This is a genomic window from Hephaestia caeni (assembly GCF_003550065.1).
In the GTDB taxonomy this organism is placed as follows: Bacteria; Pseudomonadota; Alphaproteobacteria; order Sphingomonadales; family Sphingomonadaceae; genus Sphingomonas; species Sphingomonas caeni_A.
Genome location: NZ_QXDC01000002.1, coordinates 1,215,688 through 1,237,401 on the forward strand (window position 1 = coordinate 1,215,688; position 21,714 = coordinate 1,237,401).

The 21,714-nt window shown below is 65.0% G+C and carries 24 protein-coding genes; all 24 read right to left on the reverse strand.

The features are described 5' to 3' along the window. Window positions 1-5: 5 nt before the first annotated feature. Entirely contained in the window at window positions 6-2,054 is a 2,049-nt protein-coding gene (gene nuoL / locus DFR49_RS05705) for an NADH-quinone oxidoreductase subunit L (protein ID WP_245968257.1), read from the reverse strand. A 118-nt stretch (window positions 2,055-2,172) separates the two neighbouring features. Further along, entirely contained in the window at window positions 2,173-2,478 is a 306-nt protein-coding gene (gene nuoK / locus DFR49_RS05710) for an NADH-quinone oxidoreductase subunit NuoK (RefSeq protein ID WP_119034703.1), read from the reverse strand. Further along, window positions 2,475-3,089: an NADH-quinone oxidoreductase subunit J gene (locus DFR49_RS05715; RefSeq protein WP_119034704.1), complete on the reverse strand. Its 615-nt coding sequence runs from the start codon at window positions 3,087-3,089 to the stop codon at window positions 2,475-2,477. The genes nuoK and DFR49_RS05715 overlap by 4 nt, the downstream gene beginning before the upstream one ends. 33 nt (window positions 3,090-3,122) lie before the next feature. Further along, window positions 3,123-3,608, reverse strand: coding sequence for an NADH-quinone oxidoreductase subunit NuoI (gene nuoI / locus DFR49_RS05720; protein WP_119034705.1), 486 nt, complete (start codon window positions 3,606-3,608; stop codon window positions 3,123-3,125). Beyond that, window positions 3,605-4,654 carry an NADH-quinone oxidoreductase subunit NuoH gene (gene nuoH, locus DFR49_RS05725; protein WP_119034706.1) on the reverse strand — a complete coding sequence of 350 codons (1,050 nt, stop codon included), beginning with the start codon at window positions 4,652-4,654 and terminating at the stop codon, window positions 3,605-3,607. The genes nuoI and nuoH overlap by 4 nt, the downstream gene beginning before the upstream one ends. Before the next feature lie 97 nt (window positions 4,655-4,751). Next, entirely contained in the window at window positions 4,752-6,776 is a 2,025-nt protein-coding gene (gene nuoG / locus DFR49_RS05730; RefSeq protein ID WP_119035284.1) for an NADH-quinone oxidoreductase subunit NuoG, read from the reverse strand. A 252-nt stretch (window positions 6,777-7,028) separates the two neighbouring features. Continuing rightward, a complete protein-coding gene (locus DFR49_RS05735) occupies window positions 7,029-7,796 on the reverse strand; it encodes a hypothetical protein (RefSeq protein ID WP_119034707.1) in 768 nt (255 codons plus the stop codon). A gap of 357 nt (window positions 7,797-8,153) precedes the next feature. Further along, window positions 8,154-9,458, reverse strand: coding sequence for an NADH-quinone oxidoreductase subunit NuoF (gene nuoF, locus DFR49_RS05740; RefSeq protein WP_119034708.1), 1,305 nt, complete (start codon window positions 9,456-9,458; stop codon window positions 8,154-8,156). 1 nt (window position 9,459) lies between these two features. Beyond that, a complete protein-coding gene (locus DFR49_RS21885; RefSeq protein WP_170150863.1) occupies window positions 9,460-9,618 on the reverse strand; it encodes a hypothetical protein in 159 nt (52 codons plus the stop codon). Beyond that, on the reverse strand, window positions 9,615-10,283 hold the full coding sequence (locus tag DFR49_RS05745; RefSeq protein ID WP_119034709.1) for a complex I 24 kDa subunit family protein: 669 nt from the start codon (window positions 10,281-10,283) through the stop codon (window positions 9,615-9,617). Before DFR49_RS05745 ends, DFR49_RS21885 begins: the two co-directional genes overlap by 4 nt. Further along, the gene (locus DFR49_RS21675) at window positions 10,276-10,521 is read right to left on the reverse strand and encodes a hypothetical protein (protein ID WP_147373656.1); all 246 of its coding nucleotides are present in this window, start codon (window positions 10,519-10,521) and stop codon (window positions 10,276-10,278) included. The genes DFR49_RS05745 and DFR49_RS21675 overlap by 8 nt, the downstream gene beginning before the upstream one ends. Continuing rightward, on the reverse strand, window positions 10,518-11,753 hold the full coding sequence (locus tag DFR49_RS05750; protein ID WP_119034710.1) for an NADH-quinone oxidoreductase subunit D: 1,236 nt from the start codon (window positions 11,751-11,753) through the stop codon (window positions 10,518-10,520). The genes DFR49_RS21675 and DFR49_RS05750 overlap by 4 nt, the downstream gene beginning before the upstream one ends. 105 nt (window positions 11,754-11,858) lie before the next feature. After that, window positions 11,859-12,695 (reverse strand): NADH-quinone oxidoreductase subunit C, encoded by an 837-nt coding sequence (locus tag DFR49_RS05755; RefSeq protein ID WP_119034711.1) that lies wholly within the window; start codon window positions 12,693-12,695, stop codon window positions 11,859-11,861. A gap of 6 nt (window positions 12,696-12,701) precedes the next feature. Further along, the gene (locus tag DFR49_RS05760) at window positions 12,702-13,286 is read right to left on the reverse strand and encodes a NuoB/complex I 20 kDa subunit family protein (protein WP_425454913.1); all 585 of its coding nucleotides are present in this window, start codon (window positions 13,284-13,286) and stop codon (window positions 12,702-12,704) included. Continuing rightward, entirely contained in the window at window positions 13,256-13,630 is a 375-nt protein-coding gene (locus tag DFR49_RS05765; RefSeq protein ID WP_119034712.1) for an NADH-quinone oxidoreductase subunit A, read from the reverse strand. The genes DFR49_RS05760 and DFR49_RS05765 overlap by 31 nt, the downstream gene beginning before the upstream one ends. 121 nt (window positions 13,631-13,751) lie before the next feature. After that, the gene (locus tag DFR49_RS05770; protein WP_119034713.1) at window positions 13,752-14,954 is read right to left on the reverse strand and encodes a GGDEF domain-containing protein; all 1,203 of its coding nucleotides are present in this window, start codon (window positions 14,952-14,954) and stop codon (window positions 13,752-13,754) included. Window positions 14,955-15,031: 77 nt separating this feature from the next. Beyond that, window positions 15,032-15,844, reverse strand: a complete 813-nt coding sequence (locus tag DFR49_RS05775) for an inositol monophosphatase family protein (RefSeq protein ID WP_119034714.1) — start codon at window positions 15,842-15,844, stop codon at window positions 15,032-15,034. 4 nt (window positions 15,845-15,848) lie between these two features. Further along, window positions 15,849-16,247, reverse strand: a complete 399-nt coding sequence (locus DFR49_RS05780) for a hypothetical protein (RefSeq protein WP_119034715.1) — start codon at window positions 16,245-16,247, stop codon at window positions 15,849-15,851. A gap of 2 nt (window positions 16,248-16,249) precedes the next feature. After that, window positions 16,250-16,813, reverse strand: a complete 564-nt coding sequence (gene efp, locus DFR49_RS05785) for an elongation factor P (RefSeq protein WP_119034716.1) — start codon at window positions 16,811-16,813, stop codon at window positions 16,250-16,252. Window positions 16,814-16,975: 162 nt separating this feature from the next. Next, entirely contained in the window at window positions 16,976-17,647 is a 672-nt protein-coding gene (thiE, locus tag DFR49_RS05790; protein ID WP_425454914.1) for a thiamine phosphate synthase, read from the reverse strand. Next, entirely contained in the window at window positions 17,644-18,309 is a 666-nt protein-coding gene (locus DFR49_RS05795) for an O-methyltransferase (protein WP_119034718.1), read from the reverse strand. Before DFR49_RS05795 ends, thiE begins: the two co-directional genes overlap by 4 nt. Before the next feature lie 82 nt (window positions 18,310-18,391). Next, window positions 18,392-19,306: a class I fructose-bisphosphate aldolase gene (locus DFR49_RS05800; protein WP_119034719.1), complete on the reverse strand. Its 915-nt coding sequence runs from the start codon at window positions 19,304-19,306 to the stop codon at window positions 18,392-18,394. A 109-nt stretch (window positions 19,307-19,415) separates the two neighbouring features. Next, a complete protein-coding gene (locus DFR49_RS05805) occupies window positions 19,416-20,606 on the reverse strand; it encodes a phosphoglycerate kinase (RefSeq protein ID WP_119034720.1) in 1,191 nt (396 codons plus the stop codon). Between the two features lie 60 nt (window positions 20,607-20,666). Beyond that, window positions 20,667-21,677, reverse strand: a complete 1,011-nt coding sequence (gene gap / locus DFR49_RS05810) for a type I glyceraldehyde-3-phosphate dehydrogenase (protein ID WP_119034721.1) — start codon at window positions 21,675-21,677, stop codon at window positions 20,667-20,669. Between the last annotated feature and the right edge of the window lie 37 nt (window positions 21,678-21,714).

Consider the following 21,714-nt stretch of genomic DNA (forward strand, 5'->3'; position numbering starts at 1 on the left):
CCCGCTCAGCCCGCGATCGCCCAGGTGACCGCGGCGGTGAGCCCGATCAGCATGACGAAAGCGTAGGTGTAGACATAACCGCTCTGCAACCGCCCGGCGACGCGGCTGCCGCCGTCGATCACCGCTGCGATCCCGTTAGGGCCGAGCCGATCGATCGTCCCCTCGTCGCCGCGCTTCCAGAACAGGCGCCCGATCGCAAAGGCAGGACGGACGAACAATAGGTCGTAGAGTTCGTCGACATACCATTTGTTGAGCAGGAACCGGTAGACCGGCTCGAACGCCTTCGCCGTATGCGCCGGAATGTCGGTCTTGCGGATATACGCGAGCCAGGCGACGTAGAGCCCGATCAGCATCACGATCGTCGGCCCCAGCTTCACCCAGACGGGCACCTCGTGCATCGCGTGCATCAGATGCTCCGAATGATAGAGCGCGCCCTTCCAGAAGGTTTCGCCCGCGTCGGGCGCGATGAAGTAATTCTGGAACGCATAGCCCGCTGCCACCGCGCCTACCGACAGCAGGACCAGCGGGATCAGGATCGACAGCGGGCTTTCGTGCGGCCGATAGCCGCCCGTCCCCGCCTCGTTCTCGTGGCCGTGCGCGCCGTCGCCGTGATGCGCCCCGTGATGCTCATCGTGCAGCGCGTGCTGGATATGCTCGGATTCCACCCAGCGCGGCTTGCCGAAGAAGGTCAGGAAGATCAGCCGCCACGAATAGAAACTCGTCAGCAACGCGGCGAAGGTGCCGACCCACCACGCGATCTCGCCGCCATAGCCCGACGCGAAGCTCGCCTCGAGCACCGCGTCCTTCGAATGGAAGCCTGCAAAGCCGAACGCCGGCAGGCCCCCGATGCCGGGCAGGCCGACGCCGGTGATCGCAAGCGTTCCTGCGACCATCGCCCAGAAGGTCACCGGGATACGCTTCCTGAGGCCGCCGTAGAAACGCATGTCCTGCTCGTGGTGCATCGCCACGATCACGGAGCCGGCGCACAGGAACAGCAGCGCCTTGAAGAAGGCGTGCGTGAACAGGTGGAACATCGCCCCGCCGAACGCGCCCACGCCCGCGGCGAAGAACATGTAGCCGAGTTGGCTACAGGTCGAATAGGCAATCACGCGCTTGATGTCGGTCTGGACGCAGCCGATCGTTGCGGCGAACAGGCAGGTCGCCGCGCCGATGAAGGTGACGACGCCCAGCGCGGTCGGGCTCGCCTCGAACATCGGCGACAGGCGGCACACCATGAACACGCCCGCCGTCACCATCGTCGCGGCATGGATCAGCGCGGAGACCGGGGTCGGGCCCTCCATCGCGTCCGGCAACCAGGTGTGCAGGCCGAGTTGCGCCGATTTGCCCATCGCGCCGACGAACAGCAGCAGGCAGAGCACCGTCATCGTGTCGGCGCGAAACCACAGGAAGCCGATCGTGGATCCCGCCATGTTCGGCGCGGCGGCGAGGATCTCGGGGATCGAGATGGTGTTGAACACCAGATAGGTGCCGAAGATACCGAGCATGAAGCCCAGATCGCCGACGCGGTTGACGACGAACGCCTTGATCGCGGCGGCATTGGCGCTGGGCTTCTTGAACCAGAAGCCGATCAGCAGATAGCTCGCCAGCCCCACGCCTTCCCAGCCGAAGAACATCTGGACGATGTTATCGGCGGTCACCAGCATCAGCATCGCGAAAGTGAAAAGCGACAGATAGGCGAAGAACCGCGGCTGATCCGGGTCTTCCTCCATATAGCCCCAGCTATAGAGGTGGACGAGCGCCGAGACGGTGGTGACGACGACGAGCATCACCGCCGTCAGCGCATCGACGCGCAGCGCCCAGCCGATGTGCATGCTGCCTGAATTGATCCAGTCGAACACCGGCACCACGGTCGCGGTCGCCGTGCCCGCGAGATACGAAAAGAAGATCGGCCATGACAGCGCGCACGCAACGAACAGCGCGCCCGTCGTCACGGTCTTCGCCGCGACATTGCCGAGCGCGCGATTGCCGAGCCCGGCGATCACCGCCGCGAGCAGCGGCAGGAAAACGATGAGAAGGATGAAGGTCGAGGTCACGCGGTCGCCCCCCAACGCGTCACCCCAGCGAAGGCTGGGGCCCATGACTGGCCGATGTGCCACCCGCTAGAGACATAGATCCCAGCCTTCGCTGGGATGACGGAACAGGACACCGGCATCACCCCTTCATCCGGTTGACGTCGTCGACCGCGATCGTGCCGCGGCCGCGGAAATAGATCACCAGGATCGCGAGCCCGACCGCCGCTTCGCCGGCCGCGACCGTCAGCACGAACATCGCGAACACCTGCCCCACCAGATCGTCCAGCGCGGCCGAGAAGGCGACGAGATTGATGTTCACCGCGAGCAGGATCAGCTCGATCGCCATCAGGATGACGATGATGTTCTTGCGGTTGAGAAAGATGCCGAGCACCCCCATCGTGAACAGGATGGCGCCGACGACGATATAATGCGTGAGGCCGATCACAGCTCCACCCCCTGCCCCACGGGCGGTTGAACCTTACGGATCGCTTCCCACGGCCGCCGCGCATTCTGGCGCGCGATATTCTGCGGCCGCGTGCCCCCGCGCTGGCGCTGCGTCAGCACGATCGCGCCGATCATCGCGACCAGCAGCACCAGCCCCGCGCCTTCGAACACGAACAGATAGCGCGTGTAGAGCAGATCGCCGATCGCCTGGATGTTGGGCACGCTCTCGGGCGTCGGCGCGACCCGGCGCGCGAGTTGCAGGCTGTCGGTCTGCCATACCGCGAAACCGTAGAATATGATCTCGACCACGAGCAGTACCGCCAGCGCCAGCCCCACGGGCAGATAGCGGACGAAGCCGGCGCGGAATTCGGCGAAATCGATATCGAGCATCATCACCACGAACAGGAACAGCACCGCGACCGCGCCCACGTAGACGATGACGAGCAGCATCGCGATGAACTCGGCGCCCATCAGCACCATCAGCCCGGCCGCGTTGAAGAAGGCGAGGATCAGCCACAGCACCGAATGCACCGGGTTGCGCGCGGAAATCGTCATCGCGGCAGCGGCGATGACGACGATCGCGAACAGATAGAAGGCGATTGCTTGAATCACTGAATCACAAGGCCCCTGAAAAGTCGGTTGCGCTTAACGGTAGGGCGCATCGGCGGCAAGGTTCGCGGCAATCGCACGTTCCCACCGATCGCCATTATCGAGCAGCTTTGCCTTATCGTAGATCAGTTCCTCGCGGGTTTCGGTGGCGAATTCGAAGTTCGGCCCCTCGACGATCGCATCGACCGGGCACGCTTCCTGGCACAGGCCGCAATAGATGCACTTGGTCATGTCGATATCGTAGCGCGTGGTGCGTCGGCTGCCGTCGTCGCGTGGCTCGGCCTCGATCGTGATCGCCTGCGCGGGGCAGATCGCCTCGCACAATTTGCACGCGATGCAGCGCTCCTCGCCGTTGGGATAGCGGCGCAGCGCATGCTCGCCCCGGAACCGCGGCGAGATCGGGTTCTTCTCGAACGGATAGTTGATCGTCGCCTTGGGCTTGAAGAAGTATTTCAGCGTCGTCCAGTGCGCGCCGATGAACTCCCACAGCGTGTATGCTTTGAGGGTTTGAGAGATGCTCATGACGGAACTCCAACGCGGGTCAGCATCAGGAACCCGGAAACGAGAAAGATCCAGAACAGCGACACCGGCAGGAATATCTTCCACCCCAGCCGCATGAGCTGGTCGTACCGATAGCGCGGCACCGTCGCCTTCACCCACGAAAAGACGAAGAAGAAGAACAGGATCTTGGCGAACAGCCAGAGGATTCCGGGCACCCAGTAAAGCGGCGCCCAATCGAACGGCGGCAGATACCCGCCCCAGAACAGCACCGCGTTGAGCGTGCACATCAGCAGCACGTTGGCATATTCGCCGAGCCAGTAGAGCGCGAAGCTCATCGACGAATATTCGGTCTGATAGCCGGCGACCAGCTCGCTTTCTGCCTCGGTCAGGTCGAACGGCGTGCGCGCGGTTTCGGCCAGCGACGAAATGAAGAATATCACCGCCATCGGGAACAGCAGCGGGTTGAACGCGAAGCCGTTGACGAAGCCGTACAGCCCTTGCTGCGCTTCGACGATGCCGCTCAGGTTGAACGTCCCCGCCCACAGCACCACCGAGATCAGGACGAACCCGATCGAGACTTCGTAGCTCACCATCTGCGCCGCCGCACGCAGCGCCGAAAAGAAAGGATATTTGGAGTTGGAGGCCCAGCCCGCGATGATCACGCCGTAAACGCCGAGCGACGACGCCGCGAGCACGTACAACAGCCCGACATTGATGTTGGCAAGCACCACGCCCGCCTGAAACGGGATCACCGCCCATACGATCAGCGCCACGGTGAAGGTGATGATCGGCGCCAGCAGGAACAGCCCCTTGTTCGCGGCCGACGGGATGATCGTTTCCTGGAGGAACACCTTCAAGCCGTCGGCGAAGCTCTGGAGCAGCCCGAGCGGCCCGACCACGTTCGGCCCACGCCGCAACGCCATCGCTGCCCAGATCTTGCGATCGGCATAGATGATCATCGCCACCGCCAGCATCAGCGGCAGCGCGATCACGAGGATGCCGATGATCGTGGCGACGAACCACGCCCAGCCATAGGGCATGCCCCAGGTTTCGAACCAGGCGGTCATTGCTTAATTCCCTCCCCGGCGAAGGTCGGGGCCCAGTTGCGGGCCGGTCGTAGCTGGCCCCCGGCCTTCGCCGGGGAAGCGGTGATGATTTTGCGCTTCACTCCGCCGCCTCCGCAAATTCCTCGCCGTGAAGCAATTCCGCCGAGCAGCGCTGCATCGTCGGGCTGGCGCGGCAGATGGCGTTGGTGAGATAGAAATCCTTGATCGGATAGCTCTCGATCCGCCCCTCGCCCTTGTCGTCGAGCGCCGGTGGGTTCCATTCGAACGCCTTGAGCCCCTCGGTCGCGAGCGCGGGCACGTCGTCGCCCATGTCGGCGCGCAACTCCTCGATCGTATCGAACGGCAGCGTGTGCCCCATCACTTCGGACAGCGCGCGCAGGATCGTCCAGTCGTCGCGGGCATCGCCCGGCGGGAATACCGCGCGCTCGCCGCGCTGGACGCGGCCTTCGAGATTGACCCACGTCCCCGATTTCTCGGCATAGCTCGCGCCCGGCAGCACCACGTCGGCATGATGCGCGCCGCGATCGCCATGATGGCCGATGAAGACCTTGAAGCTCTTGTCGAACGCCGAAAAATCCGTTTCGTCCGCACCGAGGAAGAACACCAGTTTCGGCGCGGCCGCGATCACGTCGGCGATGCCGCCCTTTTGCGCATAGCCGAGCATCAACCCGCCCATCCGCGCCGCACCCATATGGACGACGTTGAAGCCGTTCCACACACGCCCGTCTTCGAGCGCGCGCACCAGCTTGAACGTCTTGGCGAGCTTGAGCGCCGCGCCGTGCCCGCCCTTCAGCGCCGCGCCGCCGACGATCACCATCGGCCTGGCCGCATCCTTGAACGCGTCCTTCACCGCCTTGGGCAGCTTGCCGAGCAGCGCCAGATCGTCGCCCAGCCACTCGACCTTGTAGGTCAAGTCGGTCTCGGGGCCGATCGCGAACACCTTGGCGCCCTTCTTGATCGCCTTCCTGATCCGGGTGTTCACCAACGACGCTTCCCAGCGCAGATCGGTGCCCACCAGCAGGATCGCGTCGGCCTCTTCAGCGCCCGCGATCGTGGTGTTGAAATTGACCGCGGCGAGGCTCGACGTATCGTAAGCCATGCCGGTCTGCCGCCCTTCGAGCAGCGAGGACCCCATCGATTTCAACAGCATTTTCGCGGCAAACAGCGTTTCGCAATCGACCAGATCGCCGTGAATCGCGGCCACACTGCCCGCTGCACTTTTGCCAACCTCGGCGATTTTCGCGAACGCCTCGTCCCACGTCGCGGCCACCAGCTTGCCGTCCTTGCGGATATACGGCTGGTCGAGCCGCCGGCGCACGAGCCCGTCAACCGCGTGACGCGTCTTGTCGGTCGCCCATTCCTCGTTGACGTCGTCGTTGACGCGCGGCAGCGCGCGAAGCACCTGCCGCCCGCGACTGTCGAGCCGGATGTTCGTCCCGACCGCGTCCATCACGTCGATCGTCAGCGTTTTGGTCAATTCCCACGGCCGCGCCTCGAAGGCATAGGGCCGCGATGTCAGCGCCCCCACCGGGCACAGATCGATCACGTTGCCCGAAAGCTCGCTCTTGTAGGCGCGTTCGAGATAGGTCGTGATCTGCATGTCCTCGCCGCGCCCGATCGCGCCGATATCCTCGATGCCCGCGACTTCCTCGGCAAAACGGACGCAGCGCGTGCACTGGATGCAGCGCGTCATCACCGTCTTGATGATCGGGCCCATGTATTTTTCGGTGACCGCGCGCTTGTTCTCCTCGAAGCGCGAATGGCCGCGGCCATAGGCCATCGCCTGATCCTGGAGGTCGCACTCGCCGCCCTGATCGCAAATCGGGCAATCGAGCGGGTGGTTGATGAGCAGGAACTCCATCACGCCTTCGCGCGCAGCCTTGACCATCGGCGTGGTGGTGAAGATCTCCTGATTGTCGGCGGCGGGGAGCGCGCAACTCGCCTGCGGCTTGGGTGGCCCCGGCTTCACCTCGACGAGGCACATCCGGCAATTGCCCGCGATCGACAGGCGTTCGTGATAGCAGAAGCGCGGAATCTCCTTGCCCGCAAGCTCGCACGCTTGCAGTACGGTGGCGCCCTGCGGCACCTCGATCTCGACGCCATCAACTTTGACCTTGGGCACTGCGGAGCCGTCCTCGACAATCATCGTCAGCCGGGCTGGAGGGGATCGGCTGGTGCAGTCCGTCTCGATCAGCCCGTCAATGCGGTGCGCGATGCCGCACCGCCCGCGCAAGGGCAAGGGCTAAACCAAAAGTTTTGTCGCGAGACCACCCGAAACATCTACGCACAGCGCCTGCTACCGCTCATGCCGCAGCGACCGATGGGAACGGTCCGATCGGCCCATAAGAAGGCACGCCACCGTGGTGGCGGCACCTCAATCCTTCGATGCGGATACTCGCTGCGCGCTCCATTTCGTATACTGATACATCGAGTCGGCAACGAACGCGCGCAGAAACGATCGGCTCAGCGCTTCGGGGCGCTTCGGCCCGGCGCATTTCGACGCATAAGCGAACAGCGAATCCATCGCGCTCGATTCGGCATCGGAACCGTGCTCGGTACGCAGCACCCGATCGGCGATGGCGGGCTGTTGCGCGACGAGGCAATCGGTCGCCGATATCATCGTCTGGTCGGCCGCGCTCCGGAGGTGATTTCGCTTGTTCTCCAGATCGATGAACTGCTGGTATTCGGGCTTCGCCGCGCCATAGCTCGGCAGCTTGGGGGCTGTTTCGTTTGCGCGCCGGTACATCCCCTCGGCGAGAACGCCCCGCTGAAGCGACATGACGTTAGTCAGCCCCGTCCGCTTGCACGAACTCACCCGTTGCTGAAGCTCGACCAGATCGTGCTTCTCCGTTCGAGATTCGGCCGGACTGCCCAGTATGCCTGAAACGAAATCGTTGCCGAGGCCCGCTGCGCATTTCCCATAGGCGAGCATAAGCTGATAGGTCGCGAACGATTCGGGCGTATCTCGCTTCGGGTCGAGTTGCGCCTTACGGTTTTTGATGGAAGCGCTCGCTGCCGGCGCATCGGCGCTCGGCGGCCTCGAATAGGTGATTCCGCCCGAACTTTGTGCCCACGCCGCCGAACTGGCGAAGCACATTGCCGTCGCGCCAAGCACTGTCCCGATCATCTTACGCACATTCATCGTGACATCTCCCCTTCCCCCATCGACGCCCTTCCGCGAATGAATCGCGCGATCGTCATGATTTCAAGAGATTATCACATACGATGAAGCGCGCCAAATACGCGTTGCGGCGCTGAAACCATCCTGGCGATCCTGCGAAGATCAAGCAACTCGTGAACCCGTTTGCTCGACGAGCGCTCCACTACGCAAGCAACGAAAGCAGCACCCGCCTTTTGAGCCTCGACTGATGATTCGTCGACTTCTGCCGCACAAGCGACCTGGCTCGCAATACTACCGCCAATCAACGCAATAACGCTCAACAACGAGGCCTTCACCGACCATCGGCAAACAGCTTCTCAACTGTCGCACGCCACCATATCACTCCGCCGCCTCCTGCATCGGCGTCGCCTCATCGCGCCCGCGCTCGGCGATGCGGCGTTCGAGTTCGGGGCGGAAGTGGCGGATCAGGCCCTGGATCGGCCAGGCGGCCGCGTCGCCCAGGGCGCAGATCGTGTGGCCCTCGACCTGCTTGGTGACCTGGAACAGCGTGTCGATCTCGCTTGCCTCGGCGTCTCCGGTGCGCAGCCGCTCCATCACGCGCCACATCCAGCCGGTGCCTTCACGGCACGGGGTGCACTGGCCGCAACTCTCGTGCTTGTAGAAATGCGAGATGCGACTGATCGCGCGAACGATGTCGGTCGACTTGTCCATCACAATCACCGCCGCAGTGCCGAGGCCGGAGCCGAGCGCTTTCAGCCCGTCGAAATCCATCGGCGCGTCCATGATCTGCTCGGCGGGCACTAGTGGCACCGAGGAGCCGCCGGGGATCACCGCGAGCAAATTGTCCCAGCCGCCACGAATCCCGCCGGCGTGCTTCTCGATCAGGTCGCGGAAGGGAATGCCCATCGCTTCCTCGACCACGCACGGCGTGTTCACATGGCCCGAGATCTGAAAGAGCTTGGTGCCCTTGTTGTTCTCGTTACCGATCGAGGAAAACCACGCCGCGCCGCGCCTGAGGATCGTCGGCGTCACCGCGATCGATTCGACGTTGTTGACCGTCGTCGGGCAGCCGTAGAGCCCCGCCCCCGCCGGGAACGGCGGCTTGAGGCGCGGCTGGCCCTTCTTGCCCTCGAGGCTTTCGAGCATCGCGGTCTCTTCGCCGCAAATGTATGCGCCCGCGCCGCGATGGACGAAGACGTCGAAATCATAGCCCGAGCCGCACGCGTTCTTGCCGAGGAAGCCCTTGCCATAGGCCTCGGCGACGGCGGCGAAGAGCGTTTCCGCCTCACGGATGAACTCACCGCGGATATAGATGTAGGCCGCCCGCGCGCGCATCGCGAAGCCGGCGACCAGTGCGCCTTCGATCAGCTTGTGCGGATCGTGGCGGATGATCTCGCGATCCTTGCACGAACCGGGCTCGGATTCGTCGGCGTTGATGACGAGGAAATTGGGCCGATCGGCGCGCGGTTCCTTGGGCATGAAGCTCCACTTCATGCCGGTGGGGAAGCCCGCGCCGCCGCGGCCGCGCAGGCCCGATGCCTTGATCGCGTCGATGATCGCGTCGGGGCCGATCTCGAGCAGCTTTTTGGTATTGTCCCAATCGCCACGCTTCATCGCCGCGCCGATGTTCCACGGCTGGAAACCGTAGAGGTTGGTGAAGATGCGGTCCTTGTCGGCAAGCATCCTAGCGCCCCTTCCCGATCAGCTTTTCCGCGCCGAAATAGGCTGCCACCGCGACCGCGAGGCCGATCCCGAGCACGATCATCCCGAACGCGATCTTGAGCACCGCGATCAGCACGATGACGGCGATCACCGCCGCGACGATGGCGATCAGCAGGTTCATGCCCATTCGCCCCGATAATCGTGATTTTCCGAAACCATATCCTTGAGCGTCGTCGGCCCGCCTTCGGGGCAGCTCGTCTGACGGGCGTTCTGAGGGCCGGGCTTGGGCGTTTGCCCCTGCGCCAGCGCATCGAGGATCGCGGTCATCTTGTCGTAGTCGAGATCTTCGTAATTATCGTCGTTGATCTGGACCATCGGCGCGTTGGTGCACGCGCCCAGGCATTCGACCTCGGTCAGCGTGAACAGCCCGTCGGGCGTGGTCTTGCCCTTGGAAAGCCCGTGATTGCGGCACGCGGCGAGCACGTCGTCCGACCCGCGCAACATGCACGGCGTCGTCCCGCAGACCTGCACATGATAGCGGCCCACCGGCACCATGTTGAACATCGTGTAGAAGGTCACGACCTCGAACACGCGCATGTACGGTACGCCGATCTCGCGCGCTACGAACTCGATCACCGGCACGGGGAGCCAGCCTTGCGTCTTGGTCTCGGCGCCGACCTGGCGCTGCGCGAGATCGAGCAACGGCAGCGACGCCGATTGCGCGCGACCCGGCGGATAGCGGGCGATGATTTCCTTGGCCTTGCGCGCATTCTCGTCGGTCCACGCGAACGCGCCCCAGCGCGCGCGGACCTCATCTTCGGGTGGAAGGTGCGGAGATTCAGCCATCTGTCTTGCTGCTCTTCGTTCTGCTCAGTTGAATTCCGTTCTGTCGTAGGCCGATCACGGCACCAGACAGGCCAGCGAAAAAGATCACGGCAAAACAAATTATCTGAATTTCGGGATCGACGTTCGCCGTCACCAGAATGAGCCACGCGGCAATTGCGAGGCCAGTCGACGCTTTCCACCATAGTGGAGCACGCGCCCATGTCACCTTAATGCCGCTGTTCCACCACGACAGCCTCACCGGTCACACTCCCCGAACACGACGTCGATCGCGGAGAGGATCGCGGTCGTATCGGCCAGCATGTGGCCCTTCGACATGAAGTCCATCGCCTGCAAATGGCTGAACGCGGTCGGGCGCAGCTTGCAGCGATAGGGCTTGTTGCTGCCGTCGGCGACCAGATAGACGCCGAACTCGCCCTTGGGGCTTTCGGTCGCGACGTACACCTCGCCCGCGGGGACGTGATAGCCTTCGGTGAACAGCTTGAAGTGATGGATCAGTGCTTCCATCGAGCGCTTCATCTCGGCGCGCCGGGGCGGCGCTACCTTGCGGTCGAGCGTCATCACCGGGCCTTCGGGCATCTCGCGCAGGCACTGCTTGATGATCCGCGCCGACTGGCGAACCTCCTCGACGCGCACCATGAAGCGATCATAACAATCGCCGCGCGTCCCCACGGGCACGTCGAACTCCATCCGATCGTAGACGTCATAGGGTTGCGATTTGCGCAGATCCCACGGGATGCCGGACGCGCGGATCATCGGGCCGGAAAAGCCCCAGGCAATCGCGTCGTCGCGGCTCACCGTCGCGATGTCGACGTTGCGCTGCTTGAAGATGCGGTTGTCGGCGACCAGGCTGATCGCGTCCTCGAACAAGCGCGGCAATCGCGTGTCCAGCCAGTCCCCGATATCGGCGAGCAGCTTCAGCGGTGCATCCTGATGCACCCCGCCGACGCGGAAATAGTTCGAGTGCATCCGCGCGCCCGACACGCGCTCGAAGAAGTTCATGCAGTCTTCGCGCACCTCGAACAGCCACAGGTTCGGCGTCATCGCGCCGACGTCCATCACATGGCTGCCGAGGTTGAGCATGTGGTTCGAGATGCGCGTCAGCTCGGCGAACAGCACACGCAGATATTGCGCGCGCAGCGGCACTTCGAGATCGAGCAGCTTTTCGACCGCGAGCACGAAGCTGTGCTCCATGCACAAGGGCGAGCAATAATCGAGCCGGTCGAGATAGGGCAGCGCCTGCGCGTAGGTCTTGTATTCGATCAGCTTCTCGGTGCCGCGATGGAGCAGCCCGACGTGCGGATCGATCCGATCGATGATCTCGCCGTCCAACTCCATCACCAGCCGCAGCACGCCGTGCGCGGCCGGGTGCTGCGGGCCGAAATTGATCGTGTAGTTCTGGATCGCGACGTCGCCCGTCGTCGGGTCGATCGCGTCGGTCTCGCCGAGGAGTTCTTCTACATAATCAGCCACGGGTATCTCCCAAGGCACCACCCCGGCGAAGGCCGGGGTCCAGCATCGAGCCGGCCGTAACTGGACCCCGGCCTTCGCCGGGGAGGAAATAACGGGAAAGAGGCGTCATTGGTTCTGCCCCTTGCCGGGCGCCTTCTTCACATCGACCTTCCTGGGCTTGCGCTTCGCCGCCGGCTTGGCCTCGGCCTTGCCTTCGCCGGTCTGCGCCGGGCTTTCGGTCGTCTTGGGCGTCTTGGCCTTCGGCGTCGCCTTCTTCGCCGCGGCCGCATCGGCCTTCTGGAGCTTGTCGGCCGTCACCGGCGAGGGCGCGCCCTTCGCCTCGGGCATCGCCGCCTTTTCGTCGCCCGGCAGGATATATTCGGCGCCTTCCCACGGGCTCATGAAATCGAAGGTGCGGAAATCCTGCGCAAGCTGGACCGGTTCGTAGACGACGCGCTTGGCGTCTTCCGAATAGCGCAGCTCGACATAGCCCGAGAGCGGAAAATCCTTGCGCTGCGGATGGCCGCGAAAGCCGTAATCGGTGAGGATGCGGCGCAGGTCGCGATTGCCCTCGAACAGCACGCCGTACATGTCGTACACCTCGCGCTCGAGCCAGCCGGCGACCGGCCAGATACCCGTCACCGACGGCACTGGCTTCACGTCGTCGGTGGTAACGCGCACGCGCAGGCGACGGTTCTTCGTGAGTGACAGCAGGTGATAGCAGACGTCGAACCGATCCTCGCGATCGGGATAATCGACTCCGGCGATTTCCATGAGCTGCTGATATTCCAGGCCCGGCGTATCGCGTAAGCCGATCATCGCGTCGATCAGCCGCGGCCGATCGATCGTCAGCGTGATCTCACCGACCGCGTCGAGCGTATCGACGATCATGTCGCCGAGCGCAGCCTTGGCCGCGTCGATCACGCCGTCGTTGGAAAGCGTGCGGGGAGCAGGTGCCAGCATCGGGAATTATCGCTCGATCGTGCCCGAGCGGCGAATCTTCCGCTGGAGCTGCATGATGCCATAGAGCAACGCCTCGGCAGTCGGCGGGCAGCCGGGCACGTAGATGTCGACCGGCACGATCCGATCACAGCCGCGCACCACCGAATAGCTGTAATGGTAATAGCCGCCGCCATTGGCGCAGCTTCCCATCGAGATGACGTATTTGGGTTCCGACATCTGATCGTAAACGCGACGTAGCGCCGGGGCCATCTTGTTGCACAGCGTGCCGGCGACGATCATCACGTCGGACTGGCGCGGGGACGCGCGCGGCGCGGCGCCGAAGCGCTCGAGGTCGTAGCGCGGCATGTTGACGTGGATCATCTCGACCGCGCAGCACGCGAGGCCGAATGTCATCCACCACAGCGAACCCGTCCGCGCCCACTGGAACAGATCCTCGGTCGAGGTGACGAGAAAGCCCTTGTCGGTCAGTTCGCCGTTCAGATCGTTGAAATACGTCTGATCGGGCGGGACGATCGACGAGCCGGCGTTACGATCCAGCTCGACGGGGCCAGATTGCGGTCTCACTCCCAATCGAGCGCTCCCTTCTTCCATGCATAGACGAGGCCGAGCACCAGCTCGCCGATGAACACCATCATCGAGATCCAGGCCGTCCAGCCGAGACCGAACACCGAGACCGCCCACGGATAGAGGAACGCGGCTTCGAGATCGAAGATGATGAACAGGATCGCGACCAGATAGAAACGCACGTCGAACTGGCTGCGCGGATCCTCGAACGCGGGAAAGCCGCACTCATATTCGGTGAGCTTTTCCGGATACGGCTTGTGCGCGCCCGTCAGCCGGCCGACCAGCATCGGCAGGAACACGAACGTGCCCGAAAGCGCGAGCGCGACGCCGAGGAACAGCAGGATCGGCAGATATTGCGACAGGTCGACCAAGGGGCATTCTCGTGAGGCGGCAGGTGTGGCGGGGCTTTAGGACGATGGCCCGGGTGGGGCAAGGCCATAGCCGCTGAGAATCGCTCGCAATTAGGTGCGTTGCGCCGGTTCCGATCGCGCGTCAGGCCGCCGCGGCGGCCGTGATCTCGCCGGCAGGCGCGCACGCGAGGCGGTTTCGGCCGCTCATCTTGGCGCTGTACAGCGCGGCGTCCGCGGCGCGCACCAGATCGTCGGGCGACAGCCCCGGCGCGGACTCCACCGATGCCAGCCCGAGGCTCACCGTCACGCCTTCGCGCAGCATCAGCGCCGACGCTGCCGTGTCGCGCTCGATCCGCCGCCGCAGGCGCTCGGCGATGGGCCGCAGGTCTTCGAGCGCCGCGCCCGGAAAGATCAGCATGAATTCCTCGCCGCCCGGGCGCACCGCGAGGTCGGCCGGGCCGCGCGGCGCCTCGGCGATAATCCGCGCCACCGCCTGCAAACAGCGATCGCCCTCCGCGTGGCCGTGGGTGTCGTTATAGCGTTTGAAGCGATCGACATCGATCGCGATGACGCCGAGCGCGCCGCCGTACCGCTGCGCCCGCGCCCATTCACGTGCCAGACAGGCATCGCCGGATCGCCGGTTGGCGAGGCCGGTGAGCGGATCGGTGCGGCTCACCTCCTCGAGAATACGGCACGCTTCTTCGAGATCGCGGCTGCGCTGCGCCAGCGAATCGATGAGGTGCTGGTTATCGACCGCCAGCCGCTGCGCGCGCAGGACGCTGCGCGCGAGCCGGTGGCTGATCATCAGCAACGCCGCCGTCATTGCGACCGCGCCGATCGACAGCAGCACGCTGCCATAGCGATCGGAGAGCGCGAAGCCGAACGCGGCCGAAAGCGATACCGGCGCGGCGAAGGCGGCATACACCGGCCAGTACGCGATATTGGCGATGCTCAGCGTCAGCGCGCTCAACGCGACGCACATCACGACCATCACCTGATTGTCGCTGCCGGTCGCGACCACCCAGACGATCGCCGCGCCCCACATCATCCCGTCGAACGCCGCGCCCGCGACCAGCGCAGCGGCCCAGCCTCGGGTGCCGATCGCCGGCAACCGCCCGGTGCGATAGGCAAAGGCGATCGCGGCGCGCACCATCATCGCCACGGCATTGATCGACAGCCACAGCCCCAGCGCGGGCGCGGTCGCCGCGCTCCAGCAGAAGCTCGCGATGAGGACGCAGCCGAGCGCATCCATCACGATCAGCGGCAGGTTGAGCCCGTACACCGCATCGATCTGCGTTCGCAGGAACGCGTCACGTTCGGCTTGGACGATCGGCTCGGTGCGCATGGCCCGATGCTAGCCCGGCCGGGTTAAGCACGGGTTATAGTGTGTTCGAGAAACAGCGGGCCGGTGCCGAACAGACTTCAGCGCAGCGCGGCGGCGATCAGTTTGTGCAGCTTGGAGTGGAGCACGTCGTTGGCGGCGAGGAATTCGTTACGCGCGATCGCCCGGTCGCCGCCGCGATAATCGGTGACGAACCCGCCCGCTTCTTTGACGAGCAACAGCCCCGCCGCGACATCCCAGCGGCCAAGGTCCGATTCCCAGAAACCGTCGAACCGGCCCGCGGCGACCCAGGCGAGATCGAGCGCCGCCGAGCCGAGCCGCCGGATCCCCGCCACTTCGGGCGCGACCGCACCGAAAATGCGGCTCCATTCGGCAAAATCGCCGTGGCCGAGAAACGGAATACCGGTCGCGATCAGCGCATCCGCCAGGTCACGCCGCGCCGAGACGCGCAGCCGCTTTTCCTGCACCCACGCGCCCCTGCCCTTTTCGGCCCAGAAGCTTTCGTCGGTGAGCGGCTGATAGACCAGCGCCGCCATCGGTTCCCAGGTGCCGTTCGGGCGCGGCTCCTCGACCGCAATCGAGATCGCGAAATGGGGGATGCCGTGGAGGAAATTGGAGGTGCCGTCCAACGGATCGACCACGAAACGCGGCTTGGCGGGATCGCCTTCGACCTCGCCGCGCTCTTCCATGATGAAGCCCCAATCGGGGCGCGCGCGCGACAATTCCTCGAACAGCGTCTGTTCGGCGCGCTGATCGGCCATCGAAACGAAATCGGCCGGCCCCTTGCGGCTGACCTGGAGGTGCTGGACTTCGTTGAAATCACGTCGCAGCCGCGGCGCCGCCTTGCGCGCGGCGCGATCCATGACGGTGATGAGGCCCGAATGCGATACCATCGCGTCAGCGGCCGCTGGTCGCGCCCGCGGCGCCGGCCGCCGGCTTGGCATCCCCGGCCGCCTTGTCCCCGGTCGGCAGCGGCGCGCCGCAGATCTTGGCGAGCACCATCAGCCGGATCGTGGGATCGGCGGCGTCGAGATCCTTGTTTTCGGCAAGTGTCTTGAAAAGCCCATCGCCCAGCTTGCCGAGCGGATTCTGATAGAGGCAACCGAACAGGCCGTTCTTGGTTTCCTGCGGCACTTCCTTCGAATTGAGCGCGCTGACGAGCAGGCTCAGCGTATCGCTGGCGTTCTTGATGTCCTCCTGGCTCGGCGCTTCGGCCGCCGCAGCGGGCTTGTCCTGCGCGATCGCCGGCGAGACGGCAAGGAACGCGGTGGCGAGGAAAAGAGGGAAACTACGCATGATCAATCGGCCCGCTTCACATAGGTTTGTTCGTAGACGTCGACGACGATCCGGGTGCCCGCGCTGATGTGTGGCGGCACCATCACGCGCACGCCGTTATCGAGCACCGCCGGCTTGTAGCTCGACGAGGCGGTCTGCCCCTTCACCACCGCGTCGGCCTCGACCACTTCGGCTTCGATCTGGTCGGGCAACTGGACGCTGATCGGCTTTTCGTCGTGAAGCTCCATCACCACGTCCATCCCGTCCTGAAGGAAGGCGGCGGCGTCGCCCAGCAGGTCGCTGGGCAGGGTGATCTGTTCGTACGTGTCCTTGTCCATGAAGGTCAGCATGTCGCCGTCGGCGAACAGGAACTGGAAATCCTTGGTATCGAGCCGCACGCGCTCGACCGTTTCGGCCGAGCGGAAGCGGACGTTGGTCTTGCGGCCGTCGATGAGGTTCTTCATCTCGACCTGCATATAGGCGCCGCCCTTGCCGGGCTGGGTGTGCTGGATCTTGACCGCGCGCCAGATGCCGCCTTCATATTCGAGAATGTTGCCGGGACGGATGTCCACGCCGCTGATCTTCATGGGCCTACCTGCTGGAAAGAGCGAAGAGCGCCCGCGGACGCCCGAGTGCCGCGCCCTTTACCGATCCACGCCGCCGCGGGCAAGCAGCCGATCGGCGGGGCGTGGCGACGGTCCGCCAGGCGCGGCTATCGACTTGGCCCGGCACGTGGACCTCGCCTAATCCTAACCCCGCAGCAGCGCGGCGAAGGCGCGCACCGCTTCCGCCTCGTCGCCGTTCCACACCGCGCCCGAAACGGCGAGGAAATCCGCCCCCGCCGCGATCAGCGGCGGGGCGTTCGCGGGCGTGATCCCGCCGATCGCGACGCACGGCAGTTCGAACATCGTCGCCCACCATGAAAGGAGCGCGGGTTCGGCATGGTGGCGTACTTCCTTCGTCGTGGTGGGATAAAAGCTGCCGAAGGCGACGTAATCGGCCCCCGCTTCGCCGGCTTCCATCGCGAGATGACGGCTGTCGTGGCAGGTGACGCCGATCTGCGCCGAGGGGCCGAGCAGCGCGCGCGCCTCGCGCGGGTCGCCATCGTCCTGCCCGAGATGGACGCCATCGGCGCCGAGCCGTTTGGCGAGGCTGACGCTGTCGTTGACGATGAACGCCACGTCGCGCGCTGCGCAGATCGGCTGGAGCGGCTCGGCAAGGCGCGCCGCCTCATGCTGATCGACGTGCTTGACGCGGAACTGGAACGCGGCGACCGGCCCCGCATCGAGCGCGCGGGCGAGCCGATCGGCGAATCCCCCCGACACGTCGAGCGGCGAGACGAGATAGAGCTGGCACGGCTCGCGCGCGTCGTCGCGCTGGAAACGCTCGGCGAAGTCGGGATCGAGATCGTCGTCGTTCACTTGACCACCGCCATCACGAAACCGTCCCATTTCTTGACGCCCACCGTCTGCACCGCGGTCGCCACCACGCGATCGTCGCGTTCGAGCGCGTCGAACAGCGCGCGCGTGCCCTTGATCGCGGCATCGTCGCTGGCGGGATCGATCACCCCGCCGTCGCGGATCACGTTATCGACGATGATGATCGTCCCGGGCCGTGACAGCGCGACGGCGCGGTCGAAATAGGCGGCGTTGCCCGTCTTGTCGGCATCGATGAAGACGAGATCGAACGGCGCCTCGCCGCCCGCCACCATCGCGTCGAGCGTGTTGATCGCCGGTGCGACGCGGATATCGACGCGATCCGACAGCCCGGCGCGATCGATATTGGCGCGGGCGACCTCGGCATGATGCGGATCGATTTCGAGCGTGACGACGCGGCCGCCCTCGGCAAGCCCGCGCGCCAGCTCGATCGTCGAATAGCCGCCGAGCGTGCCCACTTCGAGGATGCGCGCCGCCCGCCCGGCCAGCGCGAGCAGATGGAGGAAGCGCCCCTGCGCCGCCGACACGTCGATCGCAGGCAACCCGCCGTCATGATTGGCCGCCAGCGCGGCCCCGAGCGCGGCGTCGTCACCTAGCAGCTTGCCTTCGATATAATGGTCGACCTCGGTCCAGCGTGGATCGCTCATTGTGCCGCCTCCTTCGATATCACTCCGGCGGACGCCGGCGCCTCTCGCCGCGGAGAGATGCCGGCGCCCACCGGAGCGCCGGTCATTCCTCGTTCTTGTAGATGCGCACGAGCTTGTCGAGCATCGCCAGCGCTTCGGCGCGCGGGCGCTGGAAGGTGTTGCGGCCGATGATCGAGCCGTTGCCGCCGCCATCGCGAATGTCGCGCGCGTCCTGATAGACCGCGTCGGCCCCCTTGGCGGCTCCGCCCGAGAAGACGACGATGCGGCGGCCGTTGAAGCACGACTGGACGACATGGCGGACCCGATCCGACTGTTTGGCCCAGTCGGTGCCCTCATACGCCTTCTTGGCGTCCTTCTGCTCGATATGATCGCTCGGCAGCTTGACCTTGATGATGTGCGCACCGAGCAGCGCCGCCATATGCGCGGCATAGGCGCCGACATCGAGCGCGAGTTCGCCGTCCTTGCTGAGTTCGCCGCCGCGCGGATACGACCAGATCACCGTGGCGATGCCGACCGACTTGGCCTGCGCCGAAAGCTCGCGGATTTCCTCGGCCAGTTCGAAGAAATGCTCCGACCCCGGATAGACGGTGAAGCCGATCGCCGCGCACCCGAGCCGCAGCGCATCGTCGACCCCGGCGGTGACCGCCTGGTCGCGCGCGGTCGCCCAGCTATTCGCCGAATTGACCTTGAGGATGGTCGGCAATTGCCCCGCGAAACTGTCCGCACCGGCCTCGATCATGCCGAGCGGCGCAGCATAGGCCGACATCCCCGCATCGAGCGCGAGCCGGTAGTGATAATGCGGATCGTAGGCGTCGGGATTGACCGCGAAACTGCGCGCCGGGCCGTGCTCGAACCCCTGATCGACCGGCAGGATGATCAGCTTGCCGGTGCCACCGAGCCTGCCCTGCATCAGGATGCGGGCGAGGTTCGCCTTCACCCCCGGATTGTCGCTTTCGTAATTGTCCAGAATCGCCTTTACGGCGGGCGTCATCGTCATCGGGCCTTCCCTTCCCTGTGATTGCGTCTGCCTGATAGGCAGCCACGTTCGAACGGGGAAGCCCCAAGTCCGATGATCCGGCGCGTAAATGCCGCGCCGGATGCACCGATCAGCGCGCGAGCGCCGCGACGCCGGGCAGTTCTTTTCCTTCCATCCATTCGAGGAAAGCGCCGCCCGCCGTTGAAACGAACGTGAAATCGTCCGCCACGCCGGCCTGATTGAGCGCGGCAACGGTATCGCCGCCACCCGCCACCGAAACGAGCTGGCCTTCGCGGGTCAGCGCCGCCGCGGTGCGCGCGAGCGCAACCGTCGCGGCGTCGAACGGCGGCGTCTCGAACGCGCCGAGCGGGCCGTTCCACACCAACGTGCGGCAGTTCTTGAGCACGTCGCCGAGCGCCTCGACCGCGGCGGGGCCGATATCGAGGATCATCTCGTCGGCGGCGACTTCGTGGACGTTGACGGTGCGCGTGGGCGGGTTGGCACGGAATTCCTTCGCCACCACGACGTCATACGGCAGGTGGACGATGCAGCCCGCAGCGTCGGCGGCGTCGAAGATCGCCTCGGCGGTGGCGGTGAGATCGTGCTCGCACAGGCTCTTGCCGACATCCACCCCGCGCGCGGCGAGGAAGGTGTTGGCCATGCCGCCACCGATGATCAGGTGATCGACCTTGCCGACGAGATGCCTGAGGACGTCGAGCTTGGTCGAGACCTTGGCGCCCCCGACCACCGCCGCGACCGGATGTTCGGGATTGCCGAGCGCCTTTTCGAGCGCGTCGAGTTCGGCCTCCATCGCGCGGCCCGCGAACGCCGGCAGCCGATGCGCCAGCCCCTCGGTCGAAGCGTGCGCGCGGTGCGCGGCGGAAAAGGCATCGTTGACGTAGAGATCGCCCAGGATCGCAAATCGATCAATTACTTTGGGGCTGTTCTTCTCCTCGCCTGAGAAGAAGCGCGTGTTCTCCAGAACGGCGATGTCGCCTGGCGCCAGCGTGGCGACCGCGGCCTCGTCGCCTTCCCAATCGATGTAGCGCACCGGGCGACCGAGCACCTGCGAATAGGGCTGTGTGATGCGCGCCAGCGACAATTCGGGATCGGGCTCCTTCGGGCGCCCGAAATGCGCGAGGATCAGGACGATCGCGCCCTTGTCGGCCAGTTCGGTGACGGTGGCGAGCGTCGCGCGCAGGCGGGTGTCGTCGGTGACGGCGCCATCGGCCATCGGCACGTTCAGATCCTCACGGACCAGCACGCGCTTGCCGCGCACGTCGCCGATATCGTCCAGCGTCTTGAAACTCTTGGCCGCCATTGCTTACCTTCGTTCTCGATACTCCGATAGCAAGGGCGCCCCGTTACGGGGCGCCCGCGATCAGATCAGCTTCGCCATCGCGCCGGCGGTGTCGACCATCCGGTTCGAGAAGCCCCATTCGTTGTCGTACCACGACACGACGCGCACCAGCTTGCCGTCGATCACCGCGGTCTCAAGGCTGTCGACGGTGGACGAGGCCGGCGTGTGGACGAGATCGGCCGAGACCAGCGGCTCGTCGGTATAATCGAGCACCGAGGCGAGCGGGCCGCTTTCCGACGCCGCCTTGAGCGCGGCGTTGACCTCGTCGCGGGTCACCTCGCGGCCCGGCGTGAAGGTCAGGTCGATGATGCTGCCGTCGGGCACGGGCACGCGGATCGCGGCGCCGTCGAGTTTGCCCTTCAATTCGGGCAGGACGAGCGCGACCGCGCGCGCGGCGCCGGTCGTGGTCGGGATCATCGATACCGCCGCGGCACGCGCGCGGCGCAGATCCTTGTGGACCTGATCGAGGATCTTCTGATCGTTGGTATAGGCGTGGACCGTCAGCATCAGCCCGCGTTCGATCCCGAATGCGTCGTTGAGCACCTTGGCGACCGGCGCCAGACAGTTGGTCGTGCACGAGGCGTTCGAGACGATCGTCTGCTCGGCGGTCAATTGATCGTGGTTGACGCCGTAGACGACGGTGAGATCGACATCCTTGGCGGGCGCCGAGATCAGCACCTTCTTCGCGCCCGCATCGATATGCTTCTGCGCGCTGGCGCGATCGGTGAAGAAGCCGGTGCATTCGAGCACCAGATCGACGCCAAGTTCCTTGTGCGGCAGATTGGCGGGATCACGCTCGGCGGTGACGCGGATGCGCTTGCCGTCGATCACGAGATCGTTGCCGTCGGCCCAAACCTCGCCCGGATATTTGCCGTGGACCGAATCGCGCGAGAACAGCCAGGCATTGGACTTGGCATCGGCGAGGTCGTTGATCGTGACCAGTTCCATCCCCGTGTCGCCGCGCTCGAGCATCGCGCGCGCCACCAGCCGCCCGATCCGTCCAAAGCCGTTGATCGCTACCTTCACGCTCATCTGTCAGTCTCCAACTTGCTGGTCAGCAGCCTCTTGC